We start from the raw sequence: 18256 nt of genomic DNA on the forward strand, positions 1-18256 counted from the left end.
TCTCCCACCTCACTTATTCATAGGACACGCCATGAACACATTAGAACAAATCATCGACGCCGCTTGGGAACAACGCACTGAATTTTCTCCAAAAACCGCTCCCGCCGAAGTACGCGAGGCCGTTGCACAAGTCCTGAGCCAACTCGACGCCGGCACACTGCGCGTCGCTGAGAAAAAAGACGGTCAATGGCACGTCAACCAATGGGTGAAAAAAGCCGTGTTGCTCTCATTCCGTTTGGAAGATAATGCCGTGATGCCAGCCGGCGGCTACACCCAGTTTTACGACAAAGTACCGTCCAAGTTCGCCAACTACACCGAGGCCGATTTCGCAGCCGGTGGGTTCCGCGTGGTACCGCCCGCGGTCGCGCGACGTGGTTCATTCATCGGCAAAAATGTGGTTTTGATGCCATCGTACGTCAACATCGGCGCGTATGTCGATGAAGGCACCATGGTCGACACATGGGCGACCGTCGGCTCCTGCGCGCAAATCGGTAAAAACGTCCACCTGTCCGGCGGCGTGGGCATCGGCGGCGTCCTCGAACCGATGCAAGCCAACCCAACCATCATCGGCGACAACTGCTTCATCGGCGCGCGCTCCGAAATCGTCGAAGGCGTGATCGTCGAAGACAACTGCGTCATCAGCATGGGCGTATACATCGGCCAATCGACCAAAATCTACGACCGCGCCACCGGCGAAGTGACCTACGGTCGCGTACCCGAAGGCTCGGTGGTCGTTTCCGGCTCACTGCCATCCGCCGACGGTAAATACAGCCTGTACTGCGCCGTGATTGTGAAAAAGGTGGACGCACAAACCCGCAGCAAAACCAGCATCAATGAATTGTTGCGCGGGGAGTAAAACCCAATATTACTAGGGTCTTTATATCATGAGCGAAATCAAAATCTTCAATTTAACCACTTCAGGAGCATTTGAGCTCAAAGGTGAGGGCTCCGATTTAGAAAAACCTCTGCAAATAAAAATCGAACGTCATCTAGAGTTATTGCTTGGTGTGCGTTTTTTGTCTAGCGAATACTCTACTGGGCCTATTCATGGGGGGCGTATTGACACACTTGGTCTAGACGAAGATAACTGCCCTGTCATTATTGAATATAAGCGTGCAGTAAGTGAAAATGTGATTAATCAAGGCCTATATTACCTTGACTGGCTGATGGATCATCAAGGAGAGTATGAACGTTTAGTGCATAAAACATTAGGGGCTAATATTGCAGATGAAATAGATTGGACGAGCCCTCGTTTAATTTGTATAGCCACAGATTTTACAAAATTTGATGCTCATGCAATAGCTCAAATTGACCGCAACATTGACTTAGTACGTTATAAACTATTTGGGCAGGATCTGTTTTTATTGGAAAATGTAAACAGCCGAACAAGCTCTCGTAAAATCGCCGTATCACCTTATGAACAATCGCTTACAAATCATCCCTCGAAGAAAACTCACGATAAATCATATGCCGAATGGGTAGAGAAATTATCTTCGGAAACTCGCACGTTATTAGCCAGTATTGAAGATTACTTACAAGCTCTAGGCGATGACGTAGTACGTAAAGAATTAAAACTATATGCCGCTTTTAAGAGACTAAAAAACTTCGCTTGCGTAGTCATTAATTTGAATGAAATTTTGCTTTATTTGAACCTAAATCCAAGCGCGATCGAGTTGCCAAACATTGGCGAAGATGTAAGCCAAATTGGTCATTGGGGAACTGGCGATGTATTGTTACGCATTAAATCATACGAAGACTTTGAGCAAGCAAAGCCAATCATTATCAAGGCTTATGAAGGTTAAAACATCTATTAGGATTTCTCGCACACCATGATTAGCATCTACGGCATCCCCAACTGCAACTCCGTGAAAAAAACCCGCGTTTGGCTGGAAGAACACGGCGTTGATTACCAATTCCACGATTTCAAAAAATCGGGGATTGATGCAAAGACTTTGAATCAGTGGCTTAAAACCATTCCGCGCGACGTGTTGGTGAATAAAAAAGGCACGACGTGGCGCGGCCTATCCGCAGAGGAGCAAGCACTCGCAGCCACGGACAAAGGCGCAATCGAACTGATGCTGACCAAAACCAGCGTGATCAAACGCCCCGTCGTCGTCACCGACGGCGATATGTGGGTGGGGCACGATGAAGATCAATTAACCACGCTAAAGTAGCTTTTGTACGAAGCACGCTATTGACCGCAAGTATCTGCCGCTCATCACGCCAATGAATGCTTCGTATGTGCAGGAGGTTTGCTGTTTGAGCGTTTGCTTTATAAACGCGAGTTTCAAACCGACCGCATTGAGCGTTCATTGATGTGCGAGATGGCGGCTAGACCTTTTTGCTTACTTTTTGGGTCATGCCAAAAAGTAAGCGCCACGCGGCGGAGAGCGTCAAAATTTAATTCAATCCAATACCCGCTTTGGGAATAGCAGAAAAACCTAACAATACCATGACCAACACCACTTTCGATCTCACCTGCGACCTCATCCGCCTGCGCTCCGTCACGCCTGACGATGCACGTTGTCAAGAACTGATCAAATCCCGTCTAGCGCCGCTGGGCTTTGAATTCACCAACATCGTGTCCGGCCCCGATGATTTTCGCGTGACCAATTTGTGGGCGCTTCGTCACGGTAGTCGTGGTGCGTCAACAAACGCCAAAACCTTCGTCTTCGCCGGTCACACCGATGTGGTGCCAACGGGGCCGGTGGAAAAATGGGCGAGCGATCCGTTTGAGCCAACCATACGCGACGGCTTGCTGTACGGGCGCGGCGCAGCGGACATGAAGGCTTCGATCGCCGCATTCGTCACCTCGATTGAACAGTTTTTGCAGACGAATCCGAACCCGCAGCACAACATCGCGCTGCTGATTACCAGCGACGAGGAAGGCCCCGCGAACGACGGCACGGTGAAAGTCGTGGAGTGGCTGAAAAACAACGGGCAAATGCTGGACTGGTGCATCGTCGGTGAGCCGACTTCATTGGAAAGCTTCGGCGACATGATGAAAAACGGTCGTCGCGGCACGATGAGCGGGCGCTTGACCATCAAGGGCAAACAAGGCCACATCGCCTATCCGCAGCGCGCGAAAAATCCGATTCACCTGTTCGCACCCGCGTTGACTGAATTGGTCGCGACCGTGTGGGATGAGGGCAACGAATATTTCCCGCCGACCTCATGGCAGGTCTCGAACATCCACGCGGGCACAGGCGCGAGCAACATCATTCCGGGCGAATGCGTGGTGGATTTCAATTTCCGCTTTTCCACCGCCAGCACAGCGGAAGGTTTGCAGCAGCGCGTGCATGCGATTTTGGATCAACATGGCTTGGACTACGCGCTGAATTGGGTGATCGGCGGACATCCCTTCCTCACGCCTGCGGGAGAGTTATCCCATGCGATCAGTCAAGCGGTACACGCCGCTTCGGGCAAAACGCCGGAATTGTCCACCACCGGCGGTACGTCGGACGGACGCTTCATCGCCACGATTTGCCCGCAAGTGATCGAGTTCGGCCCCGTCGGCAAAACCATTCATCAGATCGACGAATGCGTCGCGGTGGCGGATTTGCAGCCGCTCGCGGATGTGTACACAGGGGTTTTAACGGCTTTGGTGAAGTAAAACCTGCCGCCAAAAATCCGCTAAATCAGCACAGTCAAAATCCATTCCACCGAGAAAGTGCCACGCGTGTTGCAAAGCGGCGAGCGGATTGAGCGCGTCCAATTCGGGCGCTTGTTCGCTTTTCGAGAGTTTTTCGCCGTGCACATTGGTCAGCAGCGGCACATGGCTGTATTGCGGCGCGGGGTAGCCGAGGGCGCGTTGCAGCGCGATTTGCCGCGCAGTGGAGCCAAATAAATCCGCGCCACGCACGACGTGGGTCACGCCTTGCGCCGCATCGTCCACCACCACGGCGAGTTGATACGCCCAGTCGTCGGTGTCCTGCGCACCGCGCCGAATCACGAAGTCGCCGCTGGTTTCGGATAAGCGCTCGGTGTTGATTGACCCCGCTTCGTCCGTCCAAGTAATTATTTCATCACCCACATCAAAGCGCCACGAGCGTATGGCGGCATCGTTGACGACGCTGTTGGCCCTACCGTTGCGACAGGTCCGCGGGTAATGCGCCACGCCGAGTTGCGCCTGCTGCTCGGCAATTTGCTTGCGCGTACACGCGCAGGGATACACGCGCCGATGCGCGCGTAGTTGTTCAAATGCCGCACGGTAGGCGTCGAAGCGCTCGGTCTGCCACAGCACCGGCTCATCGAATTGAAAACCCAACGCGCACAAAGTCGCCAACTGATGCGCGCCGATGGCGCGCGTGCAGCGTGACTGATCGACGTCTTCCATGCGCACCCGCCACACACCGCCGTGCCAGTGCGCGTGCAGATAGGAGGCGAGGGCGGCGATGAGCGAGCCTTGATGCAGTTTGCCGGACGGCGAGGGGGCAAAACGACCGATATAAACGCCGTGATGTTGCTGCGCGCTCGCCCACGCCTGCGCCAACCACGTATCGGGGCGAATCAGTTCGGACAGCGGTTGTGCAGTTTCGGCGGCGGGCATTGGGTATAATGGCGGTCTGTTTTGATATTCAGTTCGCCCATTTTAACGTATTCACCGCCACTTATGAACGCTCCCGCCTTTGTCCACCTACGCATGCACAGCGAATTTTCCGTCACCGACGGCATCATTCGCGTGGGCGACGCGGTGAGCAAAGCGCGCGCGGATGATCAAGCGGCGCTGGCGATGACCGATTTGATGAATACGTTCGGGCTGATTAAGTTTTATAAAAAGGCGCGCGACAAGGGCATCAAGCCCATCCTCGGCGCGGACGTGAACATCGTCAATCCGGACGACGAACGCGCGCCGTTTCGCCTGCTGCTGCTGATCCAAAACACGCAGGGCTACAACCGCCTGTGCGATTTGATCACGCGCGCCTATGTGGTGAACAATCAACGCAATTACGCGCAAATTGACGCCGAATGGCTGCTGAACGAGGCCAATGACGGCCTGATCGCGCTGTCGGGCGCGCACGATGGCGAAATCGGTCAGTTGTTGCTCAAGGACAAAACCGCACAGGCGCAAAGCGCCTTGCAACAATGGCGCGCCGCATTCAACAACCGCTTTTACCTCGAAGTGCAGCGTCTGGACACGCCTGAGTCGGAGGCACAAACGCTGCTCGCAGCGCAACTGGCGGCGCAGACGCACACGCCGCTGGTGGCGACGCACGCGATTCAATTTCTCAACGCCGAAGACCACCGCGCGCACGAGGCGCGGGTGTGCGTGGCGCGCGGCGATATTTTGGCCAATCCGCGTCGGAAAAATGCGTTCGAGCCATGCCAATATTTGCTCACGCAGGCCGAAATGCAGGCGCGTTTTGCCGATTTACCGAGCGCATTGGCGAACTCGGTGGCGATTGCGCAGCAGTGTAATTTGAGCTTGGAGTTGGGCATCAACCGCCTGCCGGATTTTCCCACGCCGAATGGCGAATCGCTCGACGAGTATCTGCGCATCGTGTCGCGACGCGGTTTGGAAGCGCGCTTGCGCAAGCTGTACCCCGACGCCGATGTGCGCACCGAGCAAGCGCCGCGTTACCACGAGCGTTTGGAGATTGAACTGAACACCATCGTGCAGATGGGTTTTCCGGGTTATTTTTTGATCGTCGCTGATTTCATTCAGTGGGCGAAGGACAACGATGTGCCGGTCGGCCCCGGGCGCGGCTCGGGCGCAGGCTCGTTGGTGGCGTATGCGCTGCTGATTACCGACCTCGATCCGCTGGCGTATGACCTGCTGTTTGAACGATTCCTCAATCCCGAGCGCGTCTCCATGCCCGACTTTGACATTGACTTTTGCCAGGACGGGCGCGACCGTGTGATTAACTACGTCAAGCAACAGTACGGGGTTAGCTCGGTCTCACAAATTGCGACGTTTGGTACTTTTGGCGCAAAAGCGGTGGTGCGCGACGTCGGGCGGATTTTGGACATGCCGTACAGTTATTGCGACGGGCTGTCGAAACTGATTCCGCATGAGCCGACCAATCCGTGGACGCTCGCGCGCACGCTGGCCGAGGAGCCGACTTTCAAAGAACGCGTGGAGCGTGAGGATGAGGCACAGGCGATTGTCAAACTGTCCGAGCCGCTCGAAGGACTGACGCGCAACATCGGTATGCATGCGGGTGGCGTATTGATCGCGCCGGGTAAAATCACCGATTTTTGTCCGATGTATTGCGCACAGGGCACGACCGACGTGGTCAGCCAGTACGACAAAAAAGACGTGGAGGACATCGGCCTCGTTAAGTTTGACTTTTTGGGGCTGCGAAACTTGACCGTGCTCAAACGCGCGGTGATGTATCTAAAACAATTGCATCCCGATCAGGCGTCGTTCGAGCTGGATCAACTCACGTTGGACGACCCGAATGTATTCGAGGTATTCACGCAGGGCAATACGACCGCGGTGTTCCAATCCGAGGCGCGCGGCGCGAAGGAATTGGAGAAAAAACTCAAGCCCGATTGCTTTGAGGACGTGATTGCCTTGATGGCGCTGAACCGCCCGGGGCCGCTCGGCTCAGGCATGGTGGATGACTTCATCCAGCGCAAAAGCCAGCAAAAAATCAAAGGCAAAGGCGAAGACGCGTGGTATTTCCACCCGAAACTCAAGCCGGTGCTCGAATCCACCTTCGGCGTGATGGTGTACCAAGAGCAGGTGATGCTGGTCGCGCAGATTCTGGCGGGCTACTCGCTCGGCGGCGCGGATTTGTTGCGGCGCGCGATGGGTAAAAAGGATAAAGACGAAATGGCGCGTCAGCGCGCGATTTTCGTCGAGGGCGCGCAAAAAGTAAATGGCGTCGAAGCTGGCTTGGCCACGCACTTATTCGAGCTGATGGAAAAATTCGCCGACTACGGTTTTAACAAATCGCACTCGGCCGCCTACGCACTGATCGCCTACCACACCGCGTGGTTCAAACACTACTACCCCGCCGAATTCATGGCCGCCACCCTGTCGCTGGACATGGACTACACCGACAAGGTGCAAACGCTGTACCAAGACAGCGTGGAGCAAAACGGTCTGACGATTTTGCCACCCGATATCAACAGCTCCAACTACTTTTTCGAACCGTTTTTACGCGAAGGCGAAAACCACGCCAAAACCATCCGCTACGGTCTGGGCGCGGTCAAAGGCACGGGGCAGTCAGCGGTCGAAGCCATCACCAACGAGCGCGCGGCCAATGGCGCCTTCGCCAGTTTCTTCGACTTCTGTATGCGTGTGGACAAAGCCCACGTCAACCGCCGAACCATCGAATCTCTGATCAAGGCCGGTGCGTTTGACCAGCTCCACGCCAACCGCGCCAGCCTGCTGGCCAGCGTTGACGCAGCATTGCAAGCGGCCACACACGCCGCCGACAACGCGCACCAAAACAGCCTGTTTGACGACGAGCAAACCCTTGGCGAGCAGTGGCAAACCGAGTTGGAAAACGTTGAGCCATGGACGCTGCGCGAGCAACTCGCACACGAAAAAGTCGCGCTCGGCTTCTACCTCTCCGGCCATCTGTTTGACGAATACGAGCAAGAAGCGCGACAAATCGCGCCGACCAAGCTCGCCAATCTGCACCCGAGCCACGACCTCGTGACCATCGCCGGCATCATCACCTCGGTGCGCTGGCAAAACACCGAACGCGGCAAGCGCGTGTTCATCACGCTGGACGATAAAACCGACCGACTGGAGCTGCTGATTTTCGCCGAAGAGGCTGAACGCTACGCGCGATTCATCAAAGAAGAGCAACTCGTGTTCATCCAAGCCGCCGTCTCACCCGACAAATACAACGGCGGCGACAATCTGCGCATCAACTGCAAACGCCTCATGGATCTGACCCATGCGCGCGTGGCCAATGCCAACGCCCTGCTGATTGACCTCGATTTGCGCAACGCAACTCCCGCCGGTTTTGACGTCAGCGCATTCAAAAAACTCCTGAGCCAGCACTTCGACCCGGAAGGGCTGAACATCACGCTGCGCACGCGCGTGGATGGCGCCTCAGCGGAAATCAAACTGGGCATGGATTGGCAAATCACCCCGACCAACGAGCTGCTGACACAGTTGAAAAAACTGCGCGGCGTGAAACAGGTGGCGTGGGAATAAGTAAGAGGCGTTTAAGGAAACACTTACTGTTGCAATCATGCCAAATGACCCAGCGATTTTTAGCGCCCACCGCCATCGCGTCATCAAAAATTCACTAAAATATACTTTTCAGCATTGCAATGAGATGGTTATATGGGCTTTAAACTAACGCCAATTGACGTAGTGGATGACATCAACCGCGAAGAATTCGTCGAAAAATATCTGAAACCACGCCGCCCGCTGGTGATTCGCAATATGGCGCGGCGCTGGCCTGCATTTGAAAAATGGTCGCTGGATTATATGAAATCCGTCGTGGGCGACATCACCGTACCGCTGTACGACAGCAGCAAGGCCGACCCCGCCGCGCCGATCAATGCGCCGAGCGCGCAGATGAAGTTCGCCGACTACATTGATTTGATCCAACGCGAGCCGACGGATTTACGCATTTTCCTGTTTGACCCGATCCAGCACGCGCCCAGCCTACTTGACGACTATGTGTCACCGAAGGACTTGATGGGCGGCTTTCTCGACAAACACCCGACGATGTTTTTCGGCGGCATCGGTTCGGAAACCTTCCTGCACTATGACATCGACATGGCGCATATTTTCCACACGCATTTTGGCCGAAAACACATCATTTTGTTTGACTACAAATGGAAAGAGCGCCTGTACCGCATCCCGTATGCAACCTATGCGTTGGAGGACTACGATGTGGAGAACCCCGACACGACGCGCTTTCCGGCGCTGGACGGCGTGGAAGGCATTGAATGCTTTTTGGAGCGCGGCGACACGCTGTTTATGCCCAGCGGCTGGTGGCACTGGATGAAATATCTGGATGGCTCATTTTCGATTTCCCTGCGCGCGTGGGACGAAAGCTGGGCGGTAAAGGCGCACAGCCTGTGGAATCTGCTGATTCAGCGCAAATTCGACGATGTGATGAAAGCGCGTTTCCAACAGCGCTACATGAGCTGGAAAGAGGGCAAAGCCATTGAACGCGCCAACGCCGCATTGGCACAGGGTTTGCCACGTTAAATGTGCTGCACTAATCACCTTTATCACGCACAAACACCGGCGTAATGTGCAACACCATCAGCCGCAGCAAATGATGCGACAGAATAAACATCACATTCATGCCTGCGGCGAGGGTAACGGTCGCCACCGTTTCGATCGCACCCGGAATATACGACACCATCAGCGCGCGAAACTCTAAATGCAGCAGCTACGCCGCACCCGCGGCAAATAACGCCGTCACCACTATGGCAATGAATAACACCATCACACTGCTGCGCCCGTGACGCAGCACGTCCGCCCAGCGCAAATCCGCCAAAATCTAACCGATCAATACACTGATCAGCAATGTCCCGAGTAGCAAGCCATGCGACAGATGCAGCAATTCCAGACCACAGCCACTCAATGCTGCGATGGTACAAAACAAGAGGAAATGATACCTATACACGATATGACGTAAAAATAATGACTTAGAATACATTATGAACAGTAATTAAATCTGTACGAATTACCCAACCGTCCTTAATAAAAGAACCAGCATCACAGACAATACACTTAAACCTATGACTGAGCCGGCAACCAATAATGTTTCAACCATAACAGCTTTGCACTTAGATTTTAACTGCGCTATAACGTTAATTGAGAAAACCGAAAATATCGAGATTGCCATCAATAGCAGCCATTGATACACATTCGATATTCCATCCAATAAAAATGCAGCAATTGGGTTAAATCCAAATACCCGTAGGTGACTCACTACGGTTTCTTTTCCAAATGCAGCATAAAGTTCAGGAATTGGATCAGCACTTACTGAAACCGTTAAACACTTGCTGTTATTGCTAACGCATGGTTCAAAATTAACTTTACCTTCTTCAGAAATATGCCAGCCAGATGGCGCGCCTATTTCATACCAATGACCAAACTTCATGATAAAGGCATTTTTCGGCTCAAGAAACCCAAAGTATTTTCCTTTAATAATCGCGCCATCCCAAATCGTTAAGCAATCATCTTGAGTAAAGCAAACGAAATCCCTGCGATCTACTTGAATAATCCATATGAGCAGTAACAATATGGAAAAAAGAATCTTAAGCGCAAACAATAAAATGAATTGACGTTTCATAGACTTATCATAATGTTGACGAATTAAATATCGTGGTAGTGTAGTATAAATTGAGTGCATAGAGCCTCAAACATTGTCGTGTAGACAGCTTAAACCAACAGATTCCGCGTAAATATTCTAGTTAGCAACAAACCCTATACGGTACAATATACCGATTCCCTTACCAACCGTTTTCGCGTTGGTCGTGTTTATTTTTTCCGTAAATCGCTCGATGTTATTAACGCTCATTGGTGCCTTGATCGTCAGTTTCGCCGTGACCATTTGGTTACTGCGCTATCAGCACGTCCATTCGCATCTGACGCACGATCATCATTTGGGTGGGCCGCAAAAATTCCACGTTCACAGCACGCCGCGCGTCGGTGGAATTCCGGTCTTTTTCGGCCTGATGATCGGTGCGCTGATTTCGGTCAACGTCGCGCCGATCCGCTGGCAGTGGTGGGTGGTGTTCATGATGACGCTGATTCCGGCGTTCATCGCTGGCTTGGCGGAGGATTTGACCAAAAAGGTGGGGCCGCGCGATCGACTGCTGGCGAGTTTTTTCTCCGCGGCGTTGGCGTGGTGGCTGCTGCACGCGCGCATTGATTTTGTCGCTGTGCCGGGCTTGGACATGCTGCTGGCGATTCCGGTCGGTTCGTTGCTGTTCACGATGTTTGCGGTCGGCGGCGTGGCGCACGCGGTGAACATCATCGACGGTTACAATGGTTTGGCGGGCATGGTGGTGCTGATGGTGACGGCGGCGATTGCGTATGTGGCGTTCAAGGTCGCGGATTATCAAGTGCTCGCCGTGGCGTGCGCGCTGTTCGGCGCGACCCTGGGTTTTTGGGTGTGGAATTTTCCGCGCGGTATGATTTTTGCGGGCGACGGCGGGGCGTATTTGTGGGGCTTTGTGCTCGGCGTGCTGTCGGTGTTGCTGATCGAGCGCAATACGGCGGTGTCGCCGTGGTTCCCGCTGGTGTTGATGCTGTATCCGGTGTGGGAAACGCTGTTTTCGATTTATCGCAAAAAATTTGTTCGCGGCCAATCGCCCGGCACACCCGATGGCCTGCATTTTCACATGATGGTGTACAAGCGCCTCGTGCGCTGGATGGTGCGCGCAGATGATGCGCATGTGCGTACGCAACGCAACTCGATGACCGCGCCGTATTTGTGGGGGATGGCTTCGCTGACGGTGATTCCGGCGGTGCTGTTTTGGTCCAACACGCGCGCTTTGATGTGGATTGCGTTGTTTTTTGTGCTGCTGTACATCTGGCTGTATCGGCGCATGGTGACCTTCCGCTCGCCACGTTGGCTGGTAATGCGCCGTGATTCGTGGCGCGAACGCGTGGCCGAGCAATTGGTGCGCCATCAGCGCAAGAAAAATCAATTGCGCACGAAAAAGGATGTGGGCAAACCGATCGACCCACGCATGTTGGGGCGCGACGAGTAAATAGCGATTAGTTCGACATCGCGCCAAAGCGCCCGCGCAGTCCGTCTTTCAAACCGCGCCACAGTGCAGGCACGCCCAAATTTTTCTCTTTGAACATCGCCGCACGCACCATTTCTTTGACCACCAAAACGCCGGTAAATGCATGGTAACTAACGCGCAGCAGCGCCCGCGCCCATGCGCGTGGTTCGCGTTTGAGCAGCGTCTGAATCAGTAAAAAGCGATTGCGGATGTGAAAGTAGCGATACATATCACTCGCGCGGTACAGTGAGCGCACGCCAATATCAATATTATCGTGACCGCGCTGGCGAATCAGGGTGTATGCATCGCAGTAGGCAACCTTGAAAAACTCGGATGCGCGATAGCCAAACTCGGTGTCATCCCACGCGAGAAAGTAGCGCGTATCGGCGTAAGCAATGCGATCAAATACACGGCGGTGAATCAACGCACCCTCAAAGCACGCGACATTGGTGTACCAAATATCGCCGCCATTTTGAAATACGCTGTCGGGATAGGGGCGACTAAAGCCAATCCACGGGATGAAGGTGCTTTGCCAGTAGAACGGCGAGCCATTCGGATTGCTGCGCCGCCCGTGCAGCACGTCGGCGCGGTCGGTGAATTGGAGCAAATCGGCCAATGCGTTTTCCCGCGCCAACACGTCGTCGTCCATCACCCAAATCCAGTCGTAGCCAGCCTCGTGCGCGAGCTGCATACCGTGCGCAAAACCACCTGCGCCACCGGTGTTGTTCGGGCTGTGAACGATGTGCCAGCGCATAGCGGGATGTTGCGCCGCCAGCGCATCCACTGCGGTTTGCGTATCGTCGGTGCTGGCATTGTTCACCACCACGATGCCATCCAATGTGCGCGACTGCGCGAGCAGCGTTTGCAGGCATTCGATCAACCACGCACGGCGGTTATAGGTAACAACAACGGCACAAACCTTCATATTTATTCTTTAATGTTCCATGTAAAAGCCCGCCAAGGCGGCGGGCTTATTGTAAACCATTCAATCAGCCGATTTTCCAATTGAATTTTTCGCGCAGGGTGAAGTAGGTTTTTTCCAAAATCACCACCAGAATCAACACCACCACCAGCACCAACACTTTATCCACCAGCATCATGATGCCTTGATTGTGTTGGAACACGTTCAGCCATTGCAACAGCATCAAAATCGGCGCGTGAAACAGAAACACGCTCAATGAGTATTTGCCCAAAAATTTGAACGGCGCGGTCGAGAAGATTTTTTGCGACAGGCTTTCCGGTTTGGTCAACATAATCACGAACAGACCGCCAAACAACAACATCATGTAATCTTTGGCCGAGTGCGGGCTGTCCGGACGCCAGAGGATGTACAGTATGGCGATCCACACCAGCGGCTCCAGTACCGCCCATTTTTTTGACCAATGGATTTTCGACACTTGGGTGAAGATAAACGCACCGACACAGGCATCCATGAAGAAGCGCAACAAACCCGCGACCACGAAACTGTTGTATTCCTGAACATGCACTTCGAGTGAGCTGTAATCGTGTTGCAACAACACCCAGAAGAAGAAACCGAAAAACGCAGTGATCCATGCGGCTTGCGCTTTGAAACGGCTCAACACAGCGAACAATACCGCGCCACCAAACACCTCAACCGACAATGACCAGCCCGGGTAGTTGTAGTTGATTTCATAATGCTGGATGCTGAAAGCTTGCAGCAAGAAGATGTTTTTAAACAAGTTCAGCGAAAAACCTTCGGTATGATAGTTTTTAATCGCCGCATCGAGCAGGCCATAATTACCGTCAAAACTGCCGCGCATCACCGCCATCACTGCCATCAGCGCAAACACCAAGAATACCGAAAACAGGTAATGCAGCCACAGGCGATCGGCGCGTTTGGTGATGTGATCGACCACCACCGCAGGATCCCACGGCTTGGGTTTGAGCGCGCTCAACGCAATGAAAAAGCCGGAAATCATGAAGAAGATTTCAAGCAAATTATACAAACCGGTCCAACCAAAACGACCCCATGCATTACCGGTTGACCAGTGGTTAAGGACAATCATCAAGGCCATCAGGCCGCGAACGCCATCAACGGCGTCCAGGCGCGCCTTTTTAGCCGGCACGGCGGGTGCTACTGCTGTTTGAGACATATGCAACTCCTATTTTTTTGGAAATAAAGTTCGTTTTGCTTTGAGTGCGATTTGATACAGTCTCGGGCTGTAATAGAGTAAGAACAAGGCCAATGTCTGGCGGCGATCCAGCAGCCGTGCGACTTTGGGCCATTGAGTGAGGGCGATTTTACCAAACATCTGTATGTGCGTGTCCTTAATTCGACGGCACGCGCCAAAGGCGTCGGGAATCTCGTGACGGATGGCATCCGCGCACGCCCACAGATAGGCTTTGCAGGTCAGGCCGAAATATGCTTGGCTCAATGGCGCGCCCATCGGCTCGGCCAATTGCAAGCGATCGCGCAGCATGCCGACGGTGGTGAGAAAATCCATGCTTTTTTTCTCGTTCCACACCTTCATGATCGAGTTTGGATTTTGTCGATAATACACCACTTGATCGGGTTCGTACCACACCAGCTTGGCGCGTGAGAGCAGCGGTGTCGTGGTCGCCACATCTTCCATATACAGGCGCGGCGGGTAGGGCACTTGCAGCAATAACTCACGTTTGGCGATGAAGCGCCACGCGTAAAAAGTCTGCGCGGTGATGTAGCTGGCCAATACTGTTTGATCGACGGTGATTTCGGCCTTCGGCTCGAATTTGAAACCCTGCATGCCCCATGCATGGTCTTTTTCGTACCAATAGCTGCCGAAAAAGATCATGTCCATGTTGAGGTTTTTCACGTCTTTTAACACCTTGATGAAGGCCTTTTTATTGACGTAATCGTCCGCATCCAGCGTAAACACGTATTGCCCACTCGCAATTTGAATGCCATGATTGCGCGCACCGCTCAAGCCCTGATTTTCAGGCAGGGTTTCGATGCGTACCGGCACTTCGCTGTGGCTGGCCCAGCAGCGTTGGTAAATCTCGTGCAGCCGCGCGGTATTGGCCGCGTCCGAGGCGTCGTTGATGATGATGATTTCATACGGCGCATCTTGAATACAGGCGTCTAAAATGCTTTGTACCGCGGTATAAATGTATTTACCGGCATTGAAATATGGAATAACGATGGATAACAGCACACAAACCCCAACAACTGATTAACGACCACCGCGTTTGAGCAATCCCAAACCAAAGTGTAAATTGGCCTCTAAAAACCCGGCTTTGCTGCCGCAGTCAAAGCGTTTACCTGAAAAAGGCATACCCAAAATTGCGTCGGTCTTGAGCAGTTCGCTGATACCATCGGTCAACTGAATCTCACCGCCCGCGCCACGCTGGGTTTTTTCGAGCAGTTGCATGATTTTGCCGCTCAGGATGTAGCGACCGACCACCGTCCAGTTGCTCGGCGCGTCTTCGCGTTTGGGCTTCTCAACGATGCCCTCTAACTCCAGCGGCATGACATGCTCGTCTTTGGGCTTGACCACGCCATATTGATGTACATCATCCCAGCTGACTTGCTCCAGCGCAATCACGCTGTGGCCTGTGCGCTGATAGACCTCATTCATCTGTTGCAAACAACCCTTTTGATAACCATCGATCAAATCATCCGGCAACAAAATCGCAACGTGTTCCTCCGGATGCACCAACGGCGCACCGCAATGTACGGCATGCCCCAAACCCAAGGGTTCGGCTTGGCGGATATAAATGCAATTCACATGCGAAGGAATGATGTTGCGCACGATTTCCAACGCTTCTTTTTTTTGCTTGGCTTCCAACTCGGCTTCCAGCTCAGGATTGCGATCAAAGTAATTGGCGATCGCCTGTTTGGAGCGTCCCGTAATGAAAATCAGGGTGTCGCATCCGGCTTCGACCGCTTCGCGCACCGCATAGTCAATCACCGGACGATCTACCACGGTGAGCATTTCTTTCGGAACGGATTTAGTGGCCGGCAAAAAGCGCGTACCCATACCCGCCACAGGAAAAATGGCCTTACGTAGTGGTTTAGTCGTGCTCATCGTGTCCCTCTCTTTTTATTAAAAAATGGTTTCAACAATCTTGCCGTGCTCCAAGCGAATCGCCCTGTTACACACCCGTTCAATCATACCCATATCATGCGAGGCCAAAACCATCATCGAGCTGCGATTGAGCAAATCATTCATACGCGCCGCTGCTTTTTCACTGAACGCCGCATCACCGACCGAGAGCCATTCGTCCATCAAAATAATGTCCGCATTGGTACTGGTTGAAACCGCAAACCCCAGTCGCATCGACATACCCGATGAATACGTGCGCATCGGCATATACAGATAATCACCCAAATCGGTAAATTCGGCAATATCTTTGATCTTTGTTTCAATTTCCGCCTTGGTCATGCCCATCAAAATACCGCGAATCACGATGTTTTCATAACCACTGGCTTCGCCGTCCATGCCCAAACCAATGTCCAGCAAACTGGCAACTGTTCCGTTGACTTCCAATTCTCCCGAAGTCGGCACATACGCACCGGCCAACACACGCAGCAGCGTGGATTTGCCCGAGCCGTTATGCCCGACCAAACCCAAGCGATCGCCCGGTTTTAAATCCAAATCAATACCATCCAACGCGCGAATCACCACATGCTTTTTCGCATCCTGCGCGATTTTGCCACCGGTGGCCGCCTGAATGATCTGCTTTTTCAGCGAACGGTTGCTGCTGTTATAAATTGGAAACTCAACACACAAATCGCGGGCTTTAATATAAGTACTCATGTTTTCGCCCTCCTTACAACCAGTACGCCACACGTTTTTTAAACGTCGCCTGCGACCACAAAGCCAACAAGGTACACACCACCGCCGACGCGATCATCCAATACCACGACACCATCTGCGGCGCGTGACCGGTCAACGGCCCGCGCACAATCTCCAGCGCATGGAAAAACGGATTGTTGCCCGTCACATACGACTTATCGACCGGCAACAAATGCGGCTGCCAAAAGATCGGCGTCAAGAAATACACAATCTGCATGATATTCTGAATAATCGGCGGAATATCACGAAAACGCGCGCACAGATACGCAATCGGCACCGACAGCATCAACAGCGTGTAGCTCAACAACAAAAAGCCCAGCACAAACTGCCCGATCAAAGGCTTGACCGCACCGCCGAGGTAAATATACACCCCGATCATAATCACAAAGTTATGCGCGAGAAAAATCAAATTACGCGCCCACAGACGCAGCAAATACACCGGCAATGGCAAATTGATCTGGCGAATATAGCCCTCAAACTGCGAAAAGCCCGAGCACGCCTCATTGATCTGCGCCGAAATAAAGCCCCACATAATCGTCCCCGCCGCAAAAAACGGCAAAAACGTCGGAATATCCACCTTAAAAATATGCGTCCACAAATACCCCAGCGCCAAAATCATGATCGCTGTGGACAAGGTGATCCAAAACGGCCCGAGTACCGAACGGCGATAGCGCTGACGAATGTCATACCACGCCAGCAACAGCCATTGATTGGTCGAGCGAAAACTTTTAATAAAATCAGACATACTGCCTCAAAGAAATACCTAAACTTTGAGATTTTACGCCAACCGCAAGCCCAGTCATATAAAAAACGCAGAAAAAAAGCAAAAAAAGCCCGATGCCCGTGCCGACGTCACTCAATTGGCACAAAACACCGCTACAATGACATCATCGCAACCCAAAACCATAGAAAACGATGCAGCACATTCACGACCGTTCGCGTTCCAAGCCCAACCCAAGTCAAAACCAGACCAAGCCCGATTTTTATGTCATCGGCGACGTTCAAGGCTGCGCCGAACCGCTCGCCCGACTGCTCGCACAGATTCCCGCGCACGCCGATGTCTGGTTCTGCGGCGATCTGATCAACCGAGGCCCCGACAACCTCGGCGTACTGCGCCAAGTGCGGGCGCTCGGTAGCCGCGCGCGCGTCATTCTCGGCAACCACGACATCCACCTGCTCGGTGTCGCCGCCGGCGTGCGCACGCAAGGGCGCTCCGACACATTGGACGACATCCTGCTCTCGCCCGACTGCGAGGACTGGCTCAACTGGCTCCGACAATGGCCGCTGGCGCACTACGAACACGGCATTCTCATGGTGCATGCGGGCGTCATGCCACAATGGAGTTTGAGACAGGTTTTGCAGCATTCCCATGAAGCGCGCACCATACTCGCGGGCGACGACTACATCGAACACCTCAAAATCCTGTTTGGCAGCTCACCGAACTACTGGAAAAATACGCTGCGTGGCGCCGAACGCCTGCGCGTCATCATCAACGCCTTCACCCGCATGCGCGTCTGCGCGCCCGACGGCACGATGGATTTTCAATTCAAAGGGGAAATCGGCGACGTACCCGACGGCCTGCTGCCGTGGTTTCGCCTGCCCCAGCGCAAAACCGCCGACCAAGCCATCATCTTCGGCCACTGGTCGGCGCTGGGACTACATTACGAAAACAATACCATCTGTCTGGACACCGGCTGCGTCTGGGGACAAGAACTCACCGCCTACCATTATCCAAGCGGTGAGGTGATTAGCGTTCCGGCGAAAACCAGATAACCTATTTACGTGAGTAT

The 18256-nt window shown here is 53.3% G+C and carries 17 protein-coding genes; 8 read left to right on the top strand and 9 right to left on the bottom strand.

Annotated features, from left to right (window positions below; all coding sequences use genetic code 11):
* Positions 1–31: 31 nt before the first annotated feature.
* The 4 genes from dapD (at position 32) to dapE (ending at position 3613) form a co-directional block, all read left to right on the top strand.
* Positions 32–856 carry a 2,3,4,5-tetrahydropyridine-2,6-dicarboxylate N-succinyltransferase gene (dapD, locus tag ACZ41M_RS09180; RefSeq protein WP_464731456.1) on the top strand — a complete coding sequence of 275 codons (825 nt, stop codon included), beginning with the start codon at positions 32–34 and terminating at the stop codon, positions 854–856.
* A gap of 28 nt (positions 857–884) precedes the next feature.
* Complete coding sequence (locus ACZ41M_RS09185; RefSeq protein WP_464731455.1) at positions 885–1802, top strand: DUF5655 domain-containing protein; 918 nt, start codon at positions 885–887, stop codon at positions 1800–1802.
* A gap of 27 nt (positions 1803–1829) precedes the next feature.
* A complete protein-coding gene (locus ACZ41M_RS09190) occupies positions 1830–2174 on the top strand; it encodes an arsenate reductase (protein ID WP_464731454.1) in 345 nt (114 codons plus the stop codon).
* A 278-nt stretch (positions 2175–2452) separates the two neighbouring features.
* Positions 2453–3613: a succinyl-diaminopimelate desuccinylase gene (dapE, locus tag ACZ41M_RS09195; protein WP_464731453.1), complete on the top strand. Its 1161-nt coding sequence runs from the start codon at positions 2453–2455 to the stop codon at positions 3611–3613.
* On the opposite strand, the gene gluQRS is transcribed toward dapE, so the two are convergent.
* Complete coding sequence (gene gluQRS / locus ACZ41M_RS09200; RefSeq protein WP_464731452.1) at positions 3593–4549, bottom strand: tRNA glutamyl-Q(34) synthetase GluQRS; 957 nt, start codon at positions 4547–4549, stop codon at positions 3593–3595. The two genes, dapE and gluQRS, sit on opposite strands and share 21 nt — an antisense overlap.
* A gap of 63 nt (positions 4550–4612) precedes the next feature.
* Between gluQRS and dnaE the strand changes: the two genes are divergently transcribed.
* Positions 4613–8119, top strand: a complete 3507-nt coding sequence (dnaE, locus tag ACZ41M_RS09205) for a DNA polymerase III subunit alpha (RefSeq protein WP_464731451.1) — start codon at positions 4613–4615, stop codon at positions 8117–8119.
* A 132-nt stretch (positions 8120–8251) separates the two neighbouring features.
* On the top strand, positions 8252–9130 hold the full coding sequence (locus tag ACZ41M_RS09210; protein WP_464731450.1) for a cupin-like domain-containing protein: 879 nt from the start codon (positions 8252–8254) through the stop codon (positions 9128–9130).
* 10 nt (positions 9131–9140) lie between these two features.
* Here ACZ41M_RS09210 and ACZ41M_RS09215 read toward each other — a convergent pair whose 3' ends face one another.
* Both ACZ41M_RS09215 and ACZ41M_RS09220 read right to left on the bottom strand, forming a co-directional pair.
* Complete coding sequence (locus tag ACZ41M_RS09215; protein WP_464737505.1) at positions 9141–9317, bottom strand: AbrB family transcriptional regulator; 177 nt, start codon at positions 9315–9317, stop codon at positions 9141–9143.
* A 297-nt stretch (positions 9318–9614) separates the two neighbouring features.
* Complete coding sequence (locus ACZ41M_RS09220; RefSeq protein WP_464731449.1) at positions 9615–10226, bottom strand: hypothetical protein; 612 nt, start codon at positions 10224–10226, stop codon at positions 9615–9617.
* Positions 10227–10437: 211 nt separating this feature from the next.
* Here ACZ41M_RS09220 and ACZ41M_RS09225 point away from each other — a divergent pair, with 211 nt between their 5' ends.
* Positions 10438–11652, top strand: coding sequence for an MraY family glycosyltransferase (locus tag ACZ41M_RS09225; RefSeq protein ID WP_464731448.1), 1215 nt, complete (start codon positions 10438–10440; stop codon positions 11650–11652).
* A 7-nt stretch (positions 11653–11659) separates the two neighbouring features.
* Here ACZ41M_RS09225 and ACZ41M_RS09230 read toward each other — a convergent pair whose 3' ends face one another.
* The 6 genes from ACZ41M_RS09230 to ACZ41M_RS09255 all read right to left on the bottom strand — a co-directional run bounded on the left by ACZ41M_RS09230 (position 11660) and on the right by ACZ41M_RS09255 (position 17211).
* On the bottom strand, positions 11660–12595 hold the full coding sequence (locus tag ACZ41M_RS09230; protein ID WP_464731447.1) for a glycosyltransferase: 936 nt from the start codon (positions 12593–12595) through the stop codon (positions 11660–11662).
* A gap of 64 nt (positions 12596–12659) precedes the next feature.
* Positions 12660–13784: an acyltransferase family protein gene (locus ACZ41M_RS09235; protein ID WP_464731446.1), complete on the bottom strand. Its 1125-nt coding sequence runs from the start codon at positions 13782–13784 to the stop codon at positions 12660–12662.
* Between the two features lie 9 nt (positions 13785–13793).
* Positions 13794–14822 (bottom strand): glycosyltransferase family 2 protein, encoded by a 1029-nt coding sequence (locus ACZ41M_RS09240; RefSeq protein WP_464731445.1) that lies wholly within the window; start codon positions 14820–14822, stop codon positions 13794–13796.
* A gap of 18 nt (positions 14823–14840) precedes the next feature.
* Positions 14841–15695, bottom strand: coding sequence for a UTP--glucose-1-phosphate uridylyltransferase GalU (galU, locus tag ACZ41M_RS09245; protein WP_464731444.1), 855 nt, complete (start codon positions 15693–15695; stop codon positions 14841–14843).
* An 18-nt stretch (positions 15696–15713) separates the two neighbouring features.
* Positions 15714–16427, bottom strand: coding sequence for an ABC transporter ATP-binding protein (locus tag ACZ41M_RS09250; protein ID WP_464731443.1), 714 nt, complete (start codon positions 16425–16427; stop codon positions 15714–15716).
* A gap of 13 nt (positions 16428–16440) precedes the next feature.
* Positions 16441–17211, bottom strand: coding sequence for an ABC transporter permease (locus ACZ41M_RS09255; protein ID WP_464731442.1), 771 nt, complete (start codon positions 17209–17211; stop codon positions 16441–16443).
* A gap of 170 nt (positions 17212–17381) precedes the next feature.
* Here ACZ41M_RS09255 and ACZ41M_RS09260 point away from each other — a divergent pair, with 170 nt between their 5' ends.
* Entirely contained in the window at positions 17382–18239 is an 858-nt protein-coding gene (locus ACZ41M_RS09260; RefSeq protein ID WP_464731441.1) for a symmetrical bis(5'-nucleosyl)-tetraphosphatase, read from the top strand.
* Positions 18240–18256: the final 17 nt, after the last annotated feature.

This window comes from Puribacter membranae, assembly GCF_055380425.1.